A 21,977-nucleotide genomic window follows, 5' to 3' on the forward strand; every position below is an offset into this window, starting at 1 on the left:
CATCCCACACCACTGCCGGATAAGCTCTACTCCTCGCCCTCGCAAACCTCTGCAAAGTCCCTCGCCTGATCAAACAGTGCGAGGGAATGCAGATGGTTTTTTTCGTGACGCGTGCGGTTGACGGGGCCGCCACTTGAACCCGGCCATTGGCAGGCTGGCGCTGACGCCAATGAACGTGGAAGCGGTCGACGTTGAAGGCGTCTTCCGTGACTTTCGCGATTGCTTGAACACCTTTGACGAGTGGGCCAAAAGCATTTGGAGCTTCTCGGCACTGGACGTCGAACAGGTGTTCAAGGTCGGCGATGACGTCGCGCTGGTTGCACCGATCAATCGTTCCCTGTTCCCCAGCAGTACCGTCGCCACGTGCCAGGCCACAGGTACCTTGACCCTGGTGCATATGTTCCAGAGCACCAGGTTCGTGCCCATCGGCAACACGCCGGTGGTGGTGCAACGCGTTGATCCACACGGCGGCCCGCTGGGCGAGCCCCTCCATAAGACCATCGGCCCCAGTGGCATCCTCGAAGTCACCGAGTGTGATCGCAACCAGCAATACCGGGTGAGTTTTTACCCCAACGTTTCCCAGGATCACGTCCAGGCGCTGTATGCGTCCTACCAGTCGGTGATCGCTGCACTGGAAACCCGGCTGCGCAAAGAGTGGACCGACACCTTCCAAGCCCAGTGGAAAAACTACACAGACGCCCGCCCGCTGGAACGGCGGCGCCTGCTGGAAGCGGCTTTTGCCAGTGGGTTGGGCAAGGCGCTTTACAGCCTGTGGGACAACATTGGCGAGCTGTCTGCGCTGCTGGCAGACCTTAAGCCCAATAGCGAAAAGCTGCTGCACTACCTTTCGCAAGCTGAGCTCGATGAACTGCTGACCCTGGGCAGTGACTCGATCGCCCAGGGCTTGTTGGTGCTCAGTGATGAGCCGCTGCTGTTTATCTACCTGTCGGCGCTGGTCAGCTGGATGCGCATGCTCCCGCCTACGGAGATGGCGGAACTGTGGGGTGAAATCACTGGTGAGGTGCTGATCAATCTGCTGCTGATTCGCGTGTTGGGTGCGATGGGCGTGGTGGCGCGATTGGGGGCTCGTGTGCTCGGTCACGTTAAATCCGGGCGGGCTCGGGCGTTGTTGGAGGTGTTGGCCAAGCAAGTGGCGGGCCCTCGGCTGGAAACCCATGTGGAGGCCGCCAAACCGGTGTTGCTGAGCAGTGCAGCGACGCCGGTCAAGGCGGTGCCGGTGGTGCCGTTGAAGGCTGGCGACACGCTGGTTTCGAACCCGGTACCGATGGTGCGCGGCAAGACCCAGCGCACGACGTTGGTCCGTCAGGAGCCTGTCGATGATGTGCCGGCTGTGGCTTCAAATCCCAAAGGAGATGCGGCGGCGCCAGCGGACAAGACCGTTACCCACGGTTGCCCGGTGTCGATGGTCACGGGCGAGGAACTGCTGACCCTTACCGATGGTGCGTTGGACGGGATCTTGCCGTTTGAATGGACGCGGCTGTATCGCACCAGCGCGGTGGAAGTTGATTGTGGGTTGGGGTTTGGTTGGAGCCATGCGCTGGCCCATCGGCTGGTGGTGTCGGGCGATTCGGTGGTGTGGACTGACCATGAGAACCGCTCGACTACCCTGCCCTTGCCCACCGATTCTCGGCCTGCGATCACCAATAGCCTGGCGGAAGCGGCGATCTACTTGGGTTCGGCTCCTGATGAACTGGTGCTGGCCCAGGCCTCGCGTTTCTATCACTTCCGCGATGGTGTGCTGGTCTCGATAAGCGATGCGTATGACAACCGCCTGCGCCTTTTCCGTGATCGTTCAGGGCGGATTGAGCGGCTGGATAACGGTGCTGGCCGTTCGTTGCTGTTGCGTTATGAGTTGGGTCGCATCGTCGCGGTGGACTATCAGGTTCATCGTGCCAAAGGGCGTGAGCCCTACGTGTGGGAGACCGAGCAGAACGTTGTTTCCTACGCCTATGACGAACACGGACGACTGGTTTGCGCGACCAATGCTGTCGGTGAAAGCGAGCGCTATCGGTACGACGATCAGCACGTCATTCTGGAACGCCAACTGGCCGGTGGTGCGAGTTTCTTCTGGGAATGGGAACGTGCTGGCAAGGTAGCACGCTGTGTTCGGCATTGGGCGAACTTTTCGCAGATGGACACGCGCTATGCCTGGGGCGATGACGGGCGCGTCACCGTGCATAACGCCGACGGTAGCCAGGAGGTGTATGTCCATGACCATCGGGCGCGGTTGGTGCAGCGCATCGATCCGGACGGCGCTCAGCATTACAAATCCTACGATGACCAAGGCCGGCTGACCGTCGAGCAAGACCCGATGGGCGCGGTGACGGCCTATCAATATGACGACGCTGGACGATTGGTGGCGCTGTTTCCGGGGGATGATGAGCCGACTTCCTACGAGCATGACAATGGGTTCGTACGGGTTGTAAGGCGTGGTGAGGCAGTCTGGAAATATGAGCGTAATGACCAAGGCGATGTCATTCGCAAGACTGACCCCGATGGCCATTCGACTGACTACAGCTACAACAAACAGGGGCAACTGACCGGGGTTTGGTACCCCGACAGCAGTTGTCATCGACTGGTGTGGAACGAGCGTGGGCAGTTGCTTGAGGAGCAATTGCCCCAGGGTGGGATCAAGCGTTATCGCTATGACGACTTGGGGCGGCAAATTGCCTGTGAGGATGAACACGGCGCACAGACCGTTTATGAATGGGACAGCGTCGGTAGGTTGATTCGCCTCGTCTTGCCAGGCGGCGCCACACGCGAATTCAGCTACAACCCCTACGGCAAAATCATCGCCGAACGCGACGAACTCGGCCACGTCACCCGCTACGAATACGCCGACGGCCTACACCTGATCAGCCGCCGTCTCAACGCCGACGGCACCCAGGTCAAGTACCGCTACGACAACGCCCGGCTGCTGCTCACCGAGATCGAAAACGAAGCCGGCGAAACCTACCAACTCGACTACCACCCCAACGGCCTGATCCGCCAGGAAACCGGCTTCGACGGCCAGCGCACCGCCTACGCCTACGACCTCAACGGCAACCTGCTGGAGAAAACCGAATACGGCGACGATGGCAGGCAGCTAATCACCCGTTACGAGCGCGACCACGCCGGACGCCTCGTACGAAAAACCCTGCCCGACAGCAACGTTGTCGACTACGCCTACGACCGCCAAGGCAACCTCCTCAGCGTCGAAGACGGCCACTGGGCGCTGGCCTACGAATACGACCGCCAAAACCGCCTCACCGCCGAACACCAAGGCTGGGGCACCCTGCGCTACGGCTACGACGCCTGCGGCCAGCTTAAAAACCTGTGCCTGCCAGACAACAACCGCATCACTTTCAACCACGACAAAGGCGGCCACCTCGCCACCGTCGAACTCAACGGAGGAGTGCTCACCTCCCATCTATTCAACAGCGGCCGCGAACACCAGCGCCAGCAAGGCCAACTGCTCAGCCACTACCACTACGACGAACAACACCGCCTGCACGCCCACGCGGTGACCCAGCAACAAAACCACCTCTACCAACGCCAATACGACTACGACAAAGCCGGCAACCTCACCCGCCTGCTCGACACCCGCAAAGGCGAACACCGCTACCACTACGACCCCCTCGCCCGCCTGACCCGCGCCGACCACTCGCAAGACATACAGGAACGCTTCAGCCACAACCCCGCCGGCAACCTGCTCATGCAAGACCGCCCCGGCCCCGACATCGTCGCGGCCAACCGCCTGATGATCCAAGGCGACCGCCATTACGACTACGACGCCTTTGGCAACCTCATCCGCGAACGGCGCGGCAAGGGCCAGCAACTCGTCACCGAATACCGCTACGACTGCCAGCATCGGCTGATCGGCATCACCCAACCCAACGGCCAAACCGCCAGCTATCGCTATGACCCGTTTGGGCGGCGCATCAGCAAAACCGTCGACGGCAAGACCACCGAGCTTTTCTGGCAAGGCGACAAGCTGATTGCCGAGCACCATGCTGACTGCCATCGCAGCTACCTCTACGAACCCGACAGCTTCCGCCCACTGGCGCTGCTGGAAGGCTTCGGCCCACAGGCCACAACGCCCTACCACTACCAACTCGACCACCTCGGCACCCCGCAGGAACTCACCAGCCCCGAAGGCGAAATCGTCTGGTCCGCCCACTACCGCGCCTACGGCCAGATCGCCCGGCTCGACGTGGGCAACATCGCCAATCCGCTACGGTTTCAAGGGCAGTATTTCGATCCGGAAAGCGGCCTGCACTACAACCGCCATCGCTACTACAATCCGGATATTGGTCGCTACCTGACGCCGGACCCGGTGAAGTTGGCGGGCGGGATCAATGGGTACCGGTATGTGCCCAATCCCACGGGGTGGGTGGATCCGCTGGGACTAAGCTGTAAAAAAACAAGCTGCCCTGAAGGGCCTTATAGCGTAATCGTTCCAGGAGGAGGTTTAGCCGCACATGAGGCGGCAGGAGGACATCTTATGCAAAAGCATGTCGGTAGAACTGATCAAAAATTGCTTGACCGCTTGAGACAGGAACCACATATCCCGGCAGCCTCTACTTTTCATGATCGCGCAACAGCTGAACTCGCCATTTCAAAGGTATTGGATAACAATCAAGACAAAATCAAAGACTTCCTAGAAGGAAACAACCAGCAGATAGTCATCACTCAACCATCCCCAGAGCCAATCGGCACAAGTTTCAAAAAGAACACTACGACACCTGTACCCGGAAAAGAAATTTACTTAATTATTCGCAGAGACCAAAAAATGCATACTGGATATCGAATTCACACAGGGTTTCCAAACCCATGAATAAGGACTACCCCGAGCTGCAGCAATTTCTTGCAGGGTACTTCAATCAAGATTGGGTTGATGATCATAAAAGCGCAAACGACGTAATTGATTTTTTTATTTCGGAGTCGTCTGAAGAGACGATAACAATAGTGCTATCAGAGCTAGAAAAACTAGTGTCAGCCAAAAAAACAGAGCAAGATCTTCAAGACTTTTTACTCTCTGATATCGGCTGTTATTACTATTACCCTAATGAATGGAGTGATGGGGAAACGTGGTTAAACCATGTTGCGTTAGTACTAAAGAACGCCATTAAATAATTTTCTTGCCGAGATACGGGGCTGCTATGCAGCCCCACGCGAGCAAGCTCGCTCGCCACAGGTTCAGCGACGCCCTTAAATCCCCGCCAACGCCAAGTCCATCGCAAAATACGTAAATATCAAATCCGCACCCGCCCGTTTGATCGACCCCAACGTCTCGCGCACCACCCGGTCCTCATCAATCGCCCCGGCCTGTGCGCCGAACTTGATCATCGCGTATTCACCGCTCACCTGGTACGCCGCCACCGGCAGGCGCGAGGCCTCGCGGATGTCGCGGATGATGTCGAGGTAGGCACCGGCTGGCTTGACCATCAGCGCATCGGCGCCTTCCTGTTCGTCCAGCAGTGATTCGCGCACGGCTTCGCGGCGGTTCATCGGGTTCATCTGGTAGCTTTTGCGGTCGCCCTTGAGCGCGCTGCCGCCGGCTTCGCGGAAGGGGCCGTAGAGGGCCGAGGCGAATTTGGTGGAGTAGGCCATGATCGGGATGTGGGTGAAGCCCGCGTCATCCAAGGCACGGCGGATGGCCTGGACCTGGCCGTCCATCGCCGCTGACGGAGCGATCACGTCGGCGCCGGCGCGGGCGGCGGCCACGGCTTGTTTGCCGAGGTTGACCAAGGTCGCGTCGTTGTCGACATGGGCACCGTGCATTACGCCGCAGTGGCCGTGGTCGGTGTATTCGCAGAAGCAGGTGTCGGACATCACGATCATTTCCGGCACGGCGTCCTTGATGATCGAGGACATGCGCGAAACCAGGCCGCGTTCTTTCCAGGTGTCGCTGCCGCTGGCGTCGAGGTGGTGGGACACGCCGAAGGTCATCACCGACTTGATGCCGGCGCGGGCGTAACGCTCGATCTCACCGGCGAGTTTTTTCTCGGGGATGCGCAACACACCCGGCATGCTGGTGATGGGCACGAAATCGTCGATTTCTTCTTCGACAAAAATCGGCAGTACCAGGTCGTTGAGGGTGAATTCGCTTTCCTGGAACAGGCCACGCAGCTCCGGGGAGCGGCGCAGGCGGCGTGGGCGGGCTTGGGGGAACTGGCTGGTCATGGCAATCCTGAAAAATGGCTGAACACTTTGGGGCGAAAGCTTATGCCCCCAAGTCCTGGCAACACAAACGCCGAGGGGCCAATAGTGTATTGCCAGGCGCGTAACAATTCATTGATCTACAGCTGTAGACGCCCCTCAATGCACAACGCCACGGCGCCGCCCACCCAGATTTCATCGCCCTGGCGCTCGATATAAATACGCCCCGCTCGCCCGATCGCCGTGCCTTGGCTGACCACGTAACGGTTGGGCGCCAGGCCTTCAGCGAGGAGCCATTGGGCCACGCCGGCATTCAAGCTGCCAGTGGCCGGGTCTTCGGCGGCGCCATCGCCAGCGACAAAAGCGCGCACTTCAAATTGCGCGTCCACCGCGTCACGCGTGGGGTCACAGGGGGCGATCACCCCTACGGCCAACCCTTGTAGCTGCGCGTAGTCTGGGCGCAGGCCCAGCACGGCATCACGCTCAGCCAGCATCACCGCCAGCCAACCGGCACCATTGTCGACCCACTGGCTGCGCAAGATAGCCTCGGGCGCCAGGCCCAATGCCAGGCGCACGCGCTCCAGCAACGGCGCCTCCACCGGGCCGGCACGCAGCAACGGCGGCGCGATAAACGCCAGTTCATCACCCTGACGGCGAATACGCACCAAGCCGATTTCGCACTCCTGGATAATCTCCTCGCCACGTGGCACGCCGCCAGCCTGCAACCAGGCGTGGCAACTGCCCAAGGTCGGGTGCCCGGCGAACGGCAGCTCTTTGAGGGTGGTGAAGATTCTTACCCGATAGTCAGCACGAGGGTCGCGCGGCGTCAGTAAAAACGTGGTTTCACTGAGGTTGGTCCAATTGGCGAAGTCCGCCATCTGTTGGTCGGTGAAGCTATCCGCGCCCAACACAACGGCCAAGGGGTTGCCTTTGAGCGGCACGCTGCTGAAGACATCCAGTTGTTGAAAATCGAAAGTCGGCATGCTTCAGCTCGGAATGTTCAGGCCACGGATCACCGCTGGACGTGCGACAAAGCCGTCCAACGCGCGCAGTACGTTAGGGAAATCGGTAATGCCCACCAGCTCACCGGACTCATAGAAACCGATCAGGTTGCGAACCCACGGAAAGGTTGCAATGTCGGCGATGCTGTACTCGTCGCCCATGATCCAGGTGCGGCCCAGCAGGCGCTTTTCAAGCACGCCCAGCAAGCGCCGCGATTCGGCGGCGTAGCGGTCACGCGGGCGCTTGTCTTCATACGCCTTGCCGGCGAATTTGTTGAAGAACCCCAGTTGGCCAAACATCGGGCCAATGCCGCCCATCTGGAACATCAACCACTGCAGGGTTTCATAGCGGGTGGCCGGGTCTTCGGACAGCAACTGGCTGGTTTTTTCCGCCAGGTAAATAAGGATCGCGCCGGATTCGAACAGCGCCAGCGGCTGCCCGCTCGGGCCGTTGGGGTCGATGATCGCGGGGATCTTGTTGTTGGGGTTCAGGGACAGGAACTCGGGAGACAACTGGTCCTGGGTGTCGAAGCTGACCTTGTGCGCCTCATAAGGCAGGCCCAGTTCTTCGAGCATGATCGACACCTTGACGCCGTTGGGCGTGGGCAACGAATACAGCTGCAGGCGTTCCGGGTGCTGGGCGGGCCATTTGCTGTTGATCGGGAAAGCGGCGAGTGCGTTCATCGAGAACCCCCTGGACGGAAAGTCCCCATGATAGTCATCTGCCTGCCGTCGTGCATGGGTCATCGTTGCGCAACATTTGCCGGCTAGAATCCTGCGTGGGCGAACCAAAGCGCCCGAATACACTCTTAAAGAGCGCCCGAACAATGAAAGGAGGCGCTTTGCTCTATCGACAGGGAACACCGCAGGACGCTGATGCGTCACTGGGGCCGGGCTTGTCCGCCTTAACCCGACGCACGAAGACTCGAACCTATCATGACGATCAAGCCTCTGCGCCTTGTGCCACGAATCAAACGTTATTCCTACATGGTGTTGCCGCTGCTGCTGGTCAGCGCCGCCATCGTCACCGCCCTGGACGCCCGTGAAAGCCGCGCGCAACCGGTCGATGGCGTGCAAACCCTGGTATTCCTGCGCCATGGCGAAAAACCGGCCGGTGGCCTGGGCCAACTCAATTGCCAGGGCCTGAACCGCGCCATGAACCTGGCGACCCTGTTGCCGGAAAAGTTCGGCAAAGCCAACTATGTGTTCGCTGCCAACCCGACGCGTAACGTCGAGGAAGGCGAACTGGACAACTCCTACAGCTACATTCGCCCCTTGATCACCATCAGCCCCAGCGCGATCAAGCTCGGCCTGCCGGTAAACATCGAGTTTTCAGCCAATGACACCAGCGCCCTGGCCGAAGAACTGGTCGAGGACAAGTACCGCAACGCGACGATCTATACGGCCTGGTCCCATGGTTACTTGCCGGAACTGATCAACAAAGTCGCCAGCGAAGCAGCCGGTGAAAAACACACCATTACCGATGATTGGTCCGGAAATGACTATGACTCCCTGTACGTGCTGACACTGACCTGGCACAACGGCAAGGCTTCGCTGCTCAGCCGCAACTATAAGCAAGGGCTGAATAACGGTGGGGAAAACTGCCCGGACCCGACCCAGGTCAGCGCAGATATCTGAAGCTTGGGCCGCGGGGGCGTATGATGCCAGGCTATCGACTCACCTGCGGATCCTCTCCATGCCCAACCTCGCTTCCACCCAGCCCAGCCGCGGCTGGGCGTTCTGGTGCAAACCTGCCCTATTTCTGTTGGTGGCCTGCATCGGCCTCTACTATGTGAAGTGGTCGCCCTACTACCTCAAGGCGTTTGTAGCGGCCGATAACCACAGCATTGGCGCCTCGATTCTCAATGACCAGCAAAGCTCGCCCCTGGCGGCGGCGCTGGCTTATGCCCAGGTGTATTTCCTGGCCATCTGGAAAGCCGCCGTACTGGCGGTGATCCTCGGCTCGTTGCTGCAAGTGTTGATCCCCCGCGACTGGCTGCTGCGCCTGTTTGGCCGCGCCGGGCTGGGCTCGACCCTGCGCGGTGGGCTGTTCGCCCTACCGGGGATGATGTGCAGCTGCTGCGCGGCCCCGGTGGCGGCGGGCATGCGCCGCCAGCAGGTGTCGGTCGGCGCGGCGCTGGCATTCTGGATTGCCAACCCGGTATTGAACCCGGCCACCCTGGTGTTCATGGGCTTTGTGCTGGGCTGGGGTTTCACCGCGTTGCGGCTGGTGGCGGGGATTGTGCTGGTGGTGGGCGTGTCCCTGGTGGCACAGCGCATTGCGCGCCCGGACCAAGTGCCGGAAGCCGCACTGGAAGCCGTTGCCGACGTCAGCACGGCGGAGTCGCAACCGTTCCTGAGCCGCTGGTTGCGCACCCTGTGGCAGCTGTTCTGGAGCACTATCCCGGTGTATATCCTGGCGGTGCTGATCCTCGGCGCGGCGCGGGTGTGGCTGTTCCCCCATGTGGACGGGGCGATGGCCGACAGCCTGGTGTGGCTGGTGCCGCTGGCGATTGTGGGCACGCTGTTTGTGATTCCGACAGCGGCAGAGATCCCCATCGTACAAACCATGATGGCCCTGGGCATGGGCACCGGCCCGGCCGTGGCCTTGCTGATGACCCTGCCGAGCGTGAGCCTGCCGTCGCTGTTGATGCTGCGCAAGGATTTCGATGCGCGGGTGCTGGTGACGGTGGCCGGGTTGACCATGCTGGTGGGGGTGGTGTGTGGGTTGATTGGGGCGGTGATTCTTTAGATTTTCAGTGGGGCTGATGGCCTCATCGCAGGCAAGCCAGCTCCCACCTTTGTATGTATTCACACTTCAGAAGGTGGGAGCTGGCTTGCCTGCGATGGCGCCCCAAAGGTCACCACACCCGAGCTGCCCGCTCACGCAAATACTCCACCACCGCCCCCTGCTCCCCGGCAAACTCGATACGCGCGCCCTTGCTCTCGCGCTGGAACGCATACATCGGGTCGTAATACTCCCGCAGCAAGCCTTCAATCCATACCCGGTGCAGATCCACTGCGCCGCTGAGTGCCTGTTCAGCCAGGGCATCCTGTAACACCGCCTGCAACCGCTGGAAACGCTCACCTCCCAGCCGCTTGTGAATATTGGCCAGGCTCTGGGTCAGGCGCTCGGCAAACAACCCCTGGCCGGCATCACCAAACACGCCAATGAACTCGGCGCACAGGTCGACCACGTAATCCTTCAGGATGCGCTCGACGCGACCTTCGACGCTGTCCTCCAGCCACACCATCGGAAACGTCTGCATCCCCTTGTGCAATGGCAATGGCAGCGCACAACTGCCGATCATACGGCTCTCGTCCTCGACCACAAACTGCTCGATACCGCCTGCGCGCTTCTTCAGCACATCCACGGCCAGGCGGTTTTCGAAGTCGATATTGGAGGGTTGCGCCGTGGCGCGCTTGCCGAAGCTGGAGCCGCGATGGTTGGCGTGGCCTTCCAGGTCCAAGGCATTGCGCAGTTGGCCGAGCACTTCGGTCTTGCCGGTGCCGGTCATGCCGCCCAGCAGTACGAAGTCACACTGGACGGTCGCCTGCTCCAGGGTCTCCAGCAGGAAGGTGCGCATGGCCTTGTAGCCACCGCCCACGCGGGGGTATTCGATGCCCGCTTCGGTTTTCAACCATTGCTGCACGATCTGCGAACGCAGCCCACCCCGAAAGCAGTACAGGTAGCCATTGGGGTTAGCCTGGGCAAACTGCGCCCACTGTTCGATGCGTTCGGCCTTGATTGCCCCGGACACCAGTTCATGCCCCAGTACGATTGCCGCTTGCTGGCCTTGCTGCTTGTAACAGGTGCCAACCCGCTGGCGCTCATCGTCGGTCATCAGCGGCAGGTTGATCACCCCGGGGAACGCGCCCTTGGTGAATTCGACCGGCGCGCGGGTATCCATCATCGGGCGGTCATTAAGGAAAATGTCGCGGTAATCGGTGATGTCCGTCGCCATCAAATCACCTCAACCGCGTTGGTCTGTCGCTCCAGCAGTTCACCGATAGGCTCAAGGGCCAGGCCCAGCTCGGCGGCCACGGCGTGGAACTCGGCATCACCTTCGGGGGTAACGGCGATCAGCAGGCCACCGCTGGTTTGCGGGTCGCACAGCACGCGCTTGTGCAGCTCCTGCACGCGCCCCAGCTTGCTGGCGTAGCTCTCGAAGTTGCGCAAGGTGCCGCCGGGCACGCAGCCCTGGTCCAGGTAATACTCAACCCCCGGCAAGCGTGGGACTTTTGCATAGTCGATGCGGGCCGTCAGGCCACTGCCGTCGGCCATTTCCACCAGGTGGCCAAGCAGGCCGAAACCGGTGACATCGGTCATGGCCGTCACACCGGCCAACTTGCCGAAACGGCTGCCCGGCTTGTTGAGGGTGCACATCCAGTCACGCGCCAGGCCGATATCCGCCTCGCGCAGCTTGCCCTTCTTCTCGGCGGTGGTGAGGATGCCGATGCCCAGGGGCTTGGTCAGGTACAGGCGGCAACCGGCAGTAGCCGTGTCGTTACGCTTCATATGGCGCTTTTGCACGATGCCGGTCACGGCCAGGCCGAAGATCGGCTCCGGCGCGTCGATGGAATGCCCGCCCGCAAGCGGAATGCCAGCGGCGTCGCACACGGCCCGACCGCCGCGAATCACTTCGCGGGCAATCTCCGGGGCGAGCACATTGACCGGCCAGCCGAGAATGGCGATGGCCATCAAGGGATCGCCACCCATGGCGTAGATGTCGCTGATGGCATTGGTGGCGGCAATGCGGCCGAAGTCGAACGGGTCGTCGACAATCGGCATGAAAAAGTCGGTGGTGGACACCACGCCGCGCTCGTCGTCGATGGCGTATACCGCCGCATCGTCGCGGGAGGCATTACCCACCCACAGGTTGGGGTCGAGGTTCTGTGCACCGCTGCCCGCAAGGATCACTTCCAGCACCTGGGGCGAAATCTTGCAACCGCAACCCGCACCGTGGCTGTACTGGGTAAGGCGAATCGGCTCGTTCATGGGGGACCTCAAGCTATCAAGTGGGCCGATTCTAGCAGACAGCAAAAGGCCGGCTGGGCTCTTGTGAGCACAGCCGGCCTGTTTGTTCAGCGATTACTGGCGCGCAGCGAGCAAACGTGCGTGCCGGTTACGCCGGGCGATGTTCAAGCACTCAATGGCCGCCGAGAAGGCCATGGCCGCATACACGTAGCCTTTTGGCACGTGGGCACCGAAGCCTTCGGCGATCAGCGTCATGCCGATCATGATCAAGAAACCCAGGGCCAGCATCACCACGGTCGGGTTGTCGTTGATGAACTTGGCCAACGGTTCAGCGGCCACCAGCATCACGATCACCGAGACCACCACGGCAATGATCATGATCGGCAAGTGCTCGGTCATGCCCACGGCGGTGATGATGCTGTCGATGGAGAACACCAGGTCGAGCATCAGGATCTGGCCGATGGCAGCGGCAAAGCCGATGGTCACGGTGTTGCTGACGGTGGCCTTCTCCTCAGGCTCCGGGTCCATGCTGTGATGGATCTCGGTGGTTGCCTTCCACACCAGGAACAGGCCACCGGCGATCAGGATCATGTCCTTCCACGAGAACGCCTGGCCGAACACTTCGAACACCGGCGTCGTCAACTGCACGATGAACGCGATGGTGCTCAACAGGCCCAGGCGCAAGATCAACGCCATGCTGATACCAATGCGCCGCGCCTTGGCCCGATGCTTCTCCGGCAATTTGTTGGTGAGGATCGAGATAAAGATCAGGTTATCGATGCCCAGCACGATTTCCATGACGATCAAGGTCGCCAGTGCGACCCAGGCGGTGGGGCTGGCGGCCAGTTGTAAAAGGTAATCCATAGGTCAGTCCTGACGTGGTAGTGCTGGGGAATTAGGTTTCTTTGGTGTCGGATTCAGCGTCGTTTTCGGCGTCTTTTTCCTGCTTCTCAGGGCTGATCAAGCCCTGGGTTGCTTCACTCAATGCCTGCTCGGCGGCCTTGTGGGTGTCGTCGATGGCCTGCTTGGCCGACTCGGTGGCTTTGCCCAACACTTGCTGCGCGCTTTTTTCGACTTGATCACAGCCGCTGACCACTATCAATGAAAGCGCAAGCAACGACGCCGCGCCCAGGGAATTGAGTTTCATGATGTATTCCTCGTTAGAACCATTGGGTCCAAATAGTGGCCCCTCGATAGCGAGGCATTCTATGCAGGCGAACAGTTCAGGAAAATTCGTATTTTTCTCGCGTATACTTCGGTTTTTACGAAGTGTAGACCGCCATGCTCAATTATCGACAACTGCATTACTTCTGGGTGGTGGCCAAGACCGGCAGCATCGTGCGCGCCTGCGAGCAGTTGAACCTCACGCCGCAGACCATCAGCGGGCAGATCAGCCTGTTGGAGCAGACCTTCGGTATTGCCCTGTTTCAGCGGGTCGGGCGCCAGCTTGAACTGACCGAAGCCGGGCGCCAGGCGCTGCCCTACGCCGAGCAGATGTTCCAGACCGGCAATGAACTGGAGGCGATGCTGCGCGCCCAGCCTGACGAGCAGCAGATTCCGTTCCGGGTCGGGGTGGCGGATGTGGTGCCCAAGTCCATCGTGTACCGGTTGATCGCGCCGACCATGGAGTTGAGCGAACCGATCCGCATCACCTGCCGTGAAGATAAACTCGAACGTTTACTGGCCGACCTGGCGATCCAGCGCCTGGACCTGGTGATTTCCGACAGCCCCATGCCCACGCACTTGGACATCAAGGGCTACAGCCAGAAGCTGGGAGAATGCGGCATCAGTTTTTTCGCCACCCAGGCGTTGGCTGATCAGCATGGCGGCCTATTCCCACAGTGTTTACAGGGTGCACCGCTGTTGATTCCGGGGGCAGAGACCGTGGTGCGCAGCCGTTTGCAGCGCTGGTTTGCCGAGCAACAGATTCAACCGCGCATCATTGGCGAGTTCGACGACAGCGCCTTGATGCAGGCGTTCGGGCAATCGGGCAGCGGGATCTTTATCGCGCCCAGCGTGATCGCCGACGAGGTGGTGCGCCAATATGGCGTGGCGCTGATCGGCCAGACCGATGCAGTGACCGAGTCGTTTTATGCGATCTCGGTGGAGCGCAAGGTCAAGCACCCCGGCATTGTGGCGATTACCGAGGGTGCCCGGCGGGAGTTGTTTACCGCCCTGCCCTGATCACTCAGGCATTGAGCGCCGTGGGTTTGGCGGTCATCAGCCACAATGCGAGCAGGATCGACACCAGGATAAACCCCGAAGCGGCAAACCCCAGGCTGCCCAGGCCGAGGGTGTCGATGACATGCCCGCCCACCATCGCACCCAAGCCAATGCCCAAGTTGGCCCCGGCTATATTCAGCGACGCGGCAAACGCCGGCGCATGGGGCGCAGCCTTCATCAAGCGCACATGGCTGACCAGGAACATCGCCGCCTGGGTCACGCCCCACACCGCCATCGCCGCAGCCAGGCCGATGGTCGAGTGAATCGCCGGCACCACCGCCACCATGCCCGCGATCATGAACCCGCAGAACACCATGGACGCGATCAACGGATGACGATCCACGGCACGTCCGCCCAGGGAATTACCGATCAGCCCGACCGCGCCAAAGCCCATCAGGCACCAGCCCACCAACGTGCCGTCGAAGCCGGCCAGGCGCTCAAGAATATCTGCCAGGTAGGTATAGGCGGTGAACATGCCACTGAACACCAGGATCGACAGCAGGATATGCCCCTGCATCACCGGGCTGCGCAGGATCTTGAATTGTGAGCGCAAGCTGGCCTGCTGGTGCTTGGCCTGGGTGACCGGCAGGTAGATATACAGCAGCAACGCCTTGGCCAGGGCGATCACCGCGAGCACCGCAAACGCGGTGCGCCAACCGAACATATCGGAAATCAGCGTGCCCACCGGAATACCAAACACGGTGGCGCACACAATGCCGAAGCCAATTTTTTCAATCGCACGCCCGGCGAACTCAGGGCCGACAATGTCTACCGCCGTTTCGCTGGCCAGGGCCCAGAACACTGGCAAGCCCAGGGCGGGGATCAAACGGGCCATGGCCATCACCCAGATATTCGGCGCCAATGCCGCCACGGTATTGGCGGCTGCGAACATGATCAGGATGCTGATAAACAGCCGCTTGCGCGGGAACCGCGCGCAGTAGGCGGTGAGGAACGGGCCGAACGCGGCCACGGTGAACGCGAACAGCGTCACCAGCAGCCCGGCTTGGGACACGCTGACGTTCAGGTCCCGAGCAATCGACGGCAACAGGCCGACGATGACGAATTCTGTGGTCAGCACGGTAAAACCGGCGGCTGACAGCAGCAGGATAGGAAACAACATGAAAACTCCAGAAACGACGACATCAACGACAGCCCTAAGGGCCCGCTGACGGAGAGGAAAGATGAGAGGCGGAATCTTAACAGAACATGTCTGGATTTGACCAAGTCCGACTGAAACGGGTGACGGAATGCCGCAGCAAACAAGACGCTTCCCACAGCATGCTAGACTTCGCGCCTACTTCCTACAGTGCTTTCTGCCTGCAATGCTGTGCCCTACTAAAAAAACTAGAGACAACTCTTTATGACTGCTGCCCCCTCCCTGTTGCAACGTTTAATGCGCGTCAGCCTGGTCACCCAAATTGTCATCGGCCTGATCGCCGGGATCGTGCTGGCCCTGCTGTTACCCGAGGCCGCGCGCGCCACTGGCTTTATCGGCAAGGTGTTTGTCACGGCCCTTAAAGCCGTCGCGCCGATCCTGGTGTTTGTGCTGGTCATGGCCTCGATTGCCAACCATAAGCATGGCCAGGAAACCCATATCCGCCCGATCCTGTTCCTGTACCTGCTCGGCACCTTTGCCGCCGCCGTGGTTGCGGTGGTTGCCAGCATGATGTTTCCGTCGTTCCTGGTATTGGCTACCCATGACGCCACGGTGAGCGCTCCTGGAGGCATTGGCGAAGTGTTGCAAAGCCTGGCGCTCAGTGTGGTGGATAACCCCGTCAGCGCGCTGATGAACGCTAACTTTATCGGCATCCTGGCCTGGGCCATTGGCATGGGCATCGCCATTCGCCATGCCGGTGAAACCACCCGTACGGTATTGGACGACTTGTCCAACGGCGTCACCTTGATCGTGCGCGTGGTGATCCGCTTCGCGCCGCTGGGCATCTTTGGCCTGGTAGCCTCCACCCTGGCCACCTCGGGTTTCGGCGCACTGCTCGGCTATGCCCACCTGCTGGTGGTGCTGATCGGCTGCATGTTGTTCGTGGCGCTGGTGATCAACCCGGCCATCGTGTTCTGGAAACTGCGCCGCAACCCCTATCCGCTGGTGCTGATGTGCCTGCGCGAAAGCGGCATCACCGCGTTCTTCACCCGCAGCTCGGCGGCGAACATTCCGGTCAACCTGGCGTTGAGCAAGCGCCTGGGCCTGCATGAAGACACCTACTCGGTATCGATCCCGCTCGGTGCCACCATCAACATGGCCGGCGCCGCCATCACCATCACCGTGCTGACCCTGGCCGCCGTGCACACCCTGGGCATCGCCGTGGACATGCCGACCGCCGTACTGCTCAGCGTGGTTGCCGCGGTGTGTGCCTGCGGCGCATCTGGCGTGGCGGGTGGTTCGCTGCTGCTGATTCCCCTGGCGTGCAGCCTGTTCGGCATCCCCAGTGAAATCGCCATGCAGGTAGTGGCCGTCGGTTTCATCATCGGCGTGCTGCAGGACTCGGCGGAAACCGCACTCAACTCGTCTACCGATGTGCTGTTTACGGCGGCGGCGTGTTTGGGCAAGGAAGAACAAACAGCTTGAATGAAAGAAGAAAAGCCCGAGCGGTTCACTGCTGAGCCGACTCGGGCCTTTTATGACGAGGGTTAGAAAGTATTGAGGTTAAGTCGGGGAGTTTTGCGCAGTGAACCCCTGAAGAGGTGTCCCATATCGCTTGTTCGTTTTCGGATCGACTCGATACCACTTACCAGTGATTTCATCTAACTGAGCCAGGACCTTTGATGTATCGGCGCCCTGATAAGTGCCTTCTATCACGTCTTTGGGCTTGTACTGATACACCCTATCCACACTGAAATTAGCCGAAATCACTTTCCAGGTAAGGCTCCCTTTGCCCGCGAACGAGGAGAACGTTGTAAGGCCTCTGGTTCCAATGGCAGCTCCCCCTGCAAACGGATTGGCAGCTCTGACAAATGCCCGACCCAGCCTGCCTCCAACGCCTCCTTTTCCTAGCGTTGCGCCCACCTTCGTTATTTTGGAAATCTTACCGAGGGCTCCGGCACCGGCGACAACAAAGCCGAATATATCGAATGCAAGAAACTTAAGCCCTTCACCGACTCTGCCCTGCTGAAAACTGTGTAGCGCCGCTGCACCTGGTATCAGCGCACGGGTAACAGCTTGTATTTTTTCGAACTCCGTCACTTCAGTATCAAATGTGGTAACGCCTCTGGCTCCGCTGGCCAACTGTTCACGCTCTTTATCACTGAAAAAATGGCGCGTAACGGCATCGGCTATGTGCTGCGTTCTCGCCGAGGTGAAGGTGTGTAGGGTTGTTGAAGTTTGAGGCTTGGGTTCTCGTTCCTTGGTGTCTGTCGAGTTGCCGGCTGTCATTTCACTCAATTGGGTGTTTGATATAGCTCTCACCCCTTCCTCACCCGTAGCCATTTCAGCCCAGTCGCCCTGTAGCCCAACCTTCACACCATCAGTCAAATCTGCTCGATGCTTCCACCCCTCTGTCGATGGGTTGAATTCATACACTCGTTTACGGCCTTTATGCAGGGTTTCGATCAATACGGAGCTGCTTTTGGCGTCTTCAACTTTTTTGACACGGCGATGAATCCCAGTGCCTGTATCGGTAATGGTTCGAGTCACCTTCTCTTCCCCATAAATTTTCAGCTCACCATACTGCAGCGCCTCCTTATCCTCCTCAGGCAGCAGTGATAGTTGGTGTTGTACGGTAACCTTCATGGCGCCTTTAAGGCCGTCGTAATAATCGACAGCCTGCTTTTCAAACAGCTCATTGGGCGACGGCATAAACTTGAGTTCATGGGATATTTTTTCAATAGGAACGGTAGGGTCATTGGAATACCACTCCACATGCTGCTGCGGCTGCAAAAAGATATCCAGTATCGAGTAAGGGCCTTGTAAATCACGATCCCGTACTTTTGGGTAGATTGTTTTCTTTTCAAAATCTATCACCCCGTATTCTTCTACGGGAAATTTCTCCTTCAGCGCATTGAGCGCCAGTGCATGGCGCGTGGCTAATTCGGTGCGTTGAGCTTCTGAAGCTCGTATCAAGGTGTCGAAACGCTCACTGGCGAGGGTCACAGCACGTTCTACTTCTTCATCCGTGTAATTGTTATCTACCCGTTTTTCAATGGCTCCATCCGCCACGGCCCAGTGAATCAGGCCTTCCCTCCCAGCCAGCGCTTGCACTTTTTTTTCAGCGTCGGTAATGGGGTCCAGATCGTCTTTGAGCAGCTGCTCATAAGTTTTAGTCGCCGCCGCCCCCGGATTGCGCATCTCGGATTTGGCAACGATGGCTTTGAAGCTGACCCAGGCCGGGGAACCGTAAGTCACACTGTCAGGGATGTTTTTGACCAGTAACTCCGGAGCGTGGTGCGACAACAGCAGGTAGGCTGCCAACGCAGCGTTGTGGCCATAGGACTTGCGCAGATGCTCGGTTAGCCCCTCAAGGACAAAAGACAGCGGCTTACCCCAATTCTCGCGCGCCGACAAATCAAACCCGGCCACCTTGTTCTTTTCGTCAGTCTTGAACAATGCATCCTGGTTGAGACCTATCTGCAGAGCCGAAAGCGCCCAATCCTCAGCACTGCCTGCGCCGTCAAACTTAGTACGCAAGGCTTCGCCCATGGCACGCGCGGCGGGGCTTTGCAAAAGCCTGAGGATCGCTTGCCGGGGATCTTTCAGCTCTGCTTCAGACCACCGGATACCTTGCGTCAAATAACCGAAAGCGTTCTGGCTCAATGTTAACGAGTCGAACTCAGGCAACGCCATTGCGTTATAGGAAACAGCGTCGTAGGTCGCCTGCTGTTGCGACGTATCCAGTGGCGTTGGCCACGATAACCCGCCCCCCAAATCGCCATGCAATTGTCGGTACTCGACAGGGCGTAACAACTCAAGGGTCATGTTTTTAATGTCGGCTTTATCAGCGGGGTGCTCCCAACCATTACCCGTCATGAACTGCAAGAGGTTCACCTGCCGCCCTGCCATTGGTTGGTTATCCAGACGAAAGCCGGAGTCAGGATCCAGCTTGATTTGTTGCGATTGCAGATAGGATCGCAGTCCAGCTTCACGATCATAAACTGGCGGGTCGGGAAGAAGGCGATGAGTGTAGTCATGCAATGAGGCTTGGTTATCCAAATACTCGTCCGCTCCCACATATGCTGTGGTCAAAGCATCCCTGAAAGTATCCAGGTCACGTTTATTGGCAAGCTGCTGTTTTTGCGCCACCAGCGCTTCTTCAGTACGCGCCTCACCCACGCCTGAGGTGGCAAACCCATTATTGCTTTGCAACTCTCGGACACGTCGTCGATCTTCGGTGAAGTCGTTATGAATCGTCTCGCCATAGAATTGGGCTACCTGCTTGAGCGGCGCACTTTCGGCCTGCAGGTCCGAGTAGCTGATCCCATCGGGCGCATAAGCTTTTAGCGCGGCCAGAATCGGTCCGGCAAAGGTTGCCCAAGGTGAGTTGTCTTTTAAGGTAAATAAGGTAAGCACGCCATTTTTTCTGACACTCAGCCCGCCGTCAGAACTAATCTTGAGTGAGGATGGATCATAACCCTCCGACTTAAGCCAGGTTAAAAAGTCCTTGTCGTTAAGGGTATGACGTAGCTGCGCTCGCCACTGGCCGAACGATGAAGCCTCCGGAATATTCGGAATGATCGTTTCTTCATCACGTGTCCGGCCCTCCAACGCCTCACTATAACGGGCTGCCAGTTCACTGTTGGCTTGATCCCGCGCAGAGGTGTGGGAGGACGTTTCATTACCCGGCACCTCTCGGCGGGTGCGGCTCACCGCAACCAAATTCGAGGAAGAGCCATCTTGATTCTTCGTCGTATCCAATGCTGGCTCGGAATAAGCGTTGTTGGTAATCGACGTGACTGCGATGGGAGAAAGATGCATGTCGTTTGTAGGCTCCAGGTTCTTTACTAGAAAGTTCTATAGGCGCCCGTGAGTGAGATCTATCTGGATATTGGTTGCGTCGAAATGCGTAACAAATGATGAGTTTGGTATAAAACAACCATGCATAAAAAAACCTGAGGCTGTTCGTGAAAGAACAACCCCACGTTTTTTTGAACCTTGAGTTTAGAACGCGCCCATATAATCGCGCTTGCCCACTTCCACCCCGTTATGACGCAGCAGCGCATAAGTGGTGGTGACGTGGAAGAAGAACTGCGGCAGGCCGTAGGTCAGCAGGTATGACTGGCCGCTGAAGCGCTTCTCTTTCGGGGTGCCGGGGCGAGTGACGATCTCGATGCCTTCCTTGCCGTCGATCTGCTCGGGCTTGATGGTGTCGACAAAGGCCAGGACTTTGGCGATCAGCGCTTGCAGGTCGGCAAAGGTGACTTCGCTGTCTTCGTACTTGGGTACTTCGATCTCGGCCAGGCGTGCCGACACACCTTTGGCGAAGTCCACGGCGATCTGCACCTGGCGCACCAACGGGAACATGTCCGGGAACAGGCGCGCTTGCAACAAGGCGTTAGGCTCGATGTTCTTGGCGCTGGCGTGGGCTTCGGCTTTGTTCAGCACATCGCTGAGGGCGTTGAGCATTTGCTTGAAGACCGGGATGGAAGCGGCGTACAGGGAAATAGTCATGACAGTCTCACGGTAATGGCGGGGTTGGAACCAGCCGCGATTATAGCCATGCCTGGCGCTTGTCTTTTATTTTTTCAAGCTTAGGCTAAGGGGCTTCACTGCATAGGGAAAGCGCGATGACCGCCGAGCACGACACCGACACCCCTGAGCCGCGCCTGAACAGCACGGAAATCCGCATCCTGGGCTGCCTGATCGAAAAACAGGCGACCAACCCGGAAACCTACCCCCTCACCCTCAACGCCCTGGTGCTGGCCTGCAACCAGAAGACCAGCCGCGAGCCGGTGATGAACCTCAGCCAAGGCCAGGTCGGGCAGAGCCTGCGCGTGCTGGAGGGCCAAGGCTTCACGCGCCTGGTAATGGGCAGCCGCGCCGACCGCTGGGAACACCGTGTGGACAAGGCCCTGGAACTGGTGCCGGCCCAGGTGATCCTGACCGGGCTGCTGTTTTTACGGGGGCCGCAGACCGTCAACGAGTTGCTCACCCGCAGTGGGCGCATGCATGACTTTGAGGATGCCGAGCAGGTTGTGCATCAGCTCGAACGCCTGATTGCACGGGGATTGGCGCTGCTGGTGCCGCGCCAGGCCGGGCAGCGGGAAGACCGGTACACCCATGCGCTGGGGGACCCGGCGGATATTGAAGCGATTATGACCGCAAGGGGGAACCCAGTGGAGCGTAGCGCGGGCGCTGTCTCAGTGGAGCGTATTGAAGAGCTGGAAGCGCGGATTGCCGCACTGGAAGAGCGGCTGGCGCAGCTGGAACAGGCATAACGCAGATAAAGATGTGGGAGCTGGCTTGCCTGCGATAGCCATAGGTATCTACACAACTCTGAAGTGATCGACGGTAACCACGATGCGAAGCGAGCCGCTCTTGATCTGCTTTTGATCTTGATCTTAGGCGCCCCGTTAAACCACGCTGGCCGAACGCAGGCTTGAATTCGTGGGTAACCCGGCAGGACGCCGGGTTAGCCGTCCTGGGCCAAGGATGGCCCATGACGGCGGCC

At 59.2% G+C, this 21,977-nt stretch carries 17 protein-coding genes; 7 read left to right on the top strand and 10 right to left on the bottom strand.

The features are described 5' to 3' along the window. Positions 1-169 precede the first annotated feature (169 nt). Both CRN80_RS27105 and CRN80_RS27110 read left to right on the top strand, forming a co-directional pair. Entirely contained in the window at positions 170-4,837 is a 4,668-nt protein-coding gene (locus CRN80_RS27105; protein WP_098952056.1) for an RNase A-like domain-containing protein, read from the top strand. After that, positions 4,834-5,136, top strand: a complete 303-nt coding sequence (locus CRN80_RS27110; RefSeq protein WP_032892471.1) for a contact-dependent growth inhibition system immunity protein — start codon at positions 4,834-4,836, stop codon at positions 5,134-5,136. Before CRN80_RS27105 ends, CRN80_RS27110 begins: the two co-directional genes overlap by 4 nt. Before the next feature lie 75 nt (positions 5,137-5,211). Here the strand turns inward: CRN80_RS27110 and hemB are convergent, their stop codons facing one another. From hemB to CRN80_RS27125, 3 genes are all read right to left on the bottom strand, one after another. Then, complete coding sequence (gene hemB, locus CRN80_RS27115; RefSeq protein ID WP_016977356.1) at positions 5,212-6,186, bottom strand: porphobilinogen synthase; 975 nt, start codon at positions 6,184-6,186, stop codon at positions 5,212-5,214. Positions 6,187-6,302: 116 nt separating this feature from the next. Beyond that, positions 6,303-7,145 (bottom strand): PhzF family phenazine biosynthesis protein, encoded by an 843-nt coding sequence (locus tag CRN80_RS27120; protein WP_098952057.1) that lies wholly within the window; start codon positions 7,143-7,145, stop codon positions 6,303-6,305. A gap of 3 nt (positions 7,146-7,148) precedes the next feature. Continuing rightward, the gene (locus tag CRN80_RS27125) at positions 7,149-7,847 is read right to left on the bottom strand and encodes a glutathione S-transferase N-terminal domain-containing protein (protein WP_098952059.1); all 699 of its coding nucleotides are present in this window, start codon (positions 7,845-7,847) and stop codon (positions 7,149-7,151) included. Between the two features lie 252 nt (positions 7,848-8,099). Here CRN80_RS27125 and CRN80_RS27130 point away from each other — a divergent pair, with 252 nt between their 5' ends. Together CRN80_RS27130 and CRN80_RS27135 are read left to right on the top strand one after the other, a co-directional pair. Beyond that, entirely contained in the window at positions 8,100-8,801 is a 702-nt protein-coding gene (locus tag CRN80_RS27130; RefSeq protein ID WP_098952061.1) for a histidine phosphatase family protein, read from the top strand. A gap of 58 nt (positions 8,802-8,859) precedes the next feature. Beyond that, on the top strand, positions 8,860-9,915 hold the full coding sequence (locus CRN80_RS27135) for a permease (RefSeq protein ID WP_044273121.1): 1,056 nt from the start codon (positions 8,860-8,862) through the stop codon (positions 9,913-9,915). Between the two features lie 109 nt (positions 9,916-10,024). Here CRN80_RS27135 and mnmH read toward each other — a convergent pair whose 3' ends face one another. The 4 genes from mnmH to CRN80_RS27155 form a co-directional block, all read right to left on the bottom strand. After that, a complete protein-coding gene (gene mnmH, locus CRN80_RS27140) occupies positions 10,025-11,128 on the bottom strand; it encodes a tRNA 2-selenouridine(34) synthase MnmH (RefSeq protein WP_098952063.1) in 1,104 nt (367 codons plus the stop codon). Further along, the gene (gene selD / locus CRN80_RS27145; protein WP_020302053.1) at positions 11,128-12,162 is read right to left on the bottom strand and encodes a selenide, water dikinase SelD; all 1,035 of its coding nucleotides are present in this window, start codon (positions 12,160-12,162) and stop codon (positions 11,128-11,130) included. Before selD ends, mnmH begins: the two co-directional genes overlap by 1 nt. Before the next feature lie 93 nt (positions 12,163-12,255). Further along, positions 12,256-13,005, bottom strand: coding sequence for a TerC family protein (locus CRN80_RS27150; RefSeq protein WP_014717958.1), 750 nt, complete (start codon positions 13,003-13,005; stop codon positions 12,256-12,258). A 31-nt stretch (positions 13,006-13,036) separates the two neighbouring features. Then, positions 13,037-13,288, bottom strand: coding sequence for a hypothetical protein (locus tag CRN80_RS27155; protein WP_032892480.1), 252 nt, complete (start codon positions 13,286-13,288; stop codon positions 13,037-13,039). Positions 13,289-13,422: 134 nt separating this feature from the next. On the opposite strand from CRN80_RS27155, the gene nhaR reads away from it, so the two are divergent. Next, on the top strand, positions 13,423-14,325 hold the full coding sequence (nhaR, locus tag CRN80_RS27160) for a transcriptional activator NhaR (RefSeq protein ID WP_098952065.1): 903 nt from the start codon (positions 13,423-13,425) through the stop codon (positions 14,323-14,325). A 4-nt stretch (positions 14,326-14,329) separates the two neighbouring features. On the opposite strand, the gene CRN80_RS27165 is transcribed toward nhaR, so the two are convergent. Next, complete coding sequence (locus tag CRN80_RS27165) at positions 14,330-15,484, bottom strand: MFS transporter (RefSeq protein WP_098952067.1); 1,155 nt, start codon at positions 15,482-15,484, stop codon at positions 14,330-14,332. A 240-nt stretch (positions 15,485-15,724) separates the two neighbouring features. Here CRN80_RS27165 and sstT point away from each other — a divergent pair, with 240 nt between their 5' ends. After that, the gene (gene sstT / locus CRN80_RS27170; protein WP_098952068.1) at positions 15,725-16,945 is read left to right on the top strand and encodes a serine/threonine transporter SstT; all 1,221 of its coding nucleotides are present in this window, start codon (positions 15,725-15,727) and stop codon (positions 16,943-16,945) included. 78 nt (positions 16,946-17,023) lie between these two features. Here sstT and CRN80_RS27175 read toward each other — a convergent pair whose 3' ends face one another. Together CRN80_RS27175 and CRN80_RS27180 are read right to left on the bottom strand one after the other, a co-directional pair. Further along, a complete protein-coding gene (locus CRN80_RS27175; protein ID WP_098952070.1) occupies positions 17,024-20,284 on the bottom strand; it encodes a hypothetical protein in 3,261 nt (1,086 codons plus the stop codon). A gap of 183 nt (positions 20,285-20,467) precedes the next feature. Beyond that, positions 20,468-20,977 (bottom strand): DUF1993 family protein, encoded by a 510-nt coding sequence (locus CRN80_RS27180; protein WP_044273114.1) that lies wholly within the window; start codon positions 20,975-20,977, stop codon positions 20,468-20,470. Positions 20,978-21,093: 116 nt separating this feature from the next. On the opposite strand from CRN80_RS27180, the gene CRN80_RS27185 reads away from it, so the two are divergent. Further along, entirely contained in the window at positions 21,094-21,744 is a 651-nt protein-coding gene (locus tag CRN80_RS27185; RefSeq protein WP_098952072.1) for a YceH family protein, read from the top strand. The last annotated feature ends 233 nt before the right edge of the window (positions 21,745-21,977 follow it).

Origin of the sequence: Pseudomonas sp. FDAARGOS_380 (assembly GCF_002591235.1) — a bacterium.
Classification (GTDB): Bacteria; Pseudomonadota; Gammaproteobacteria; order Pseudomonadales; family Pseudomonadaceae; genus Aquipseudomonas; species Aquipseudomonas salmasensis.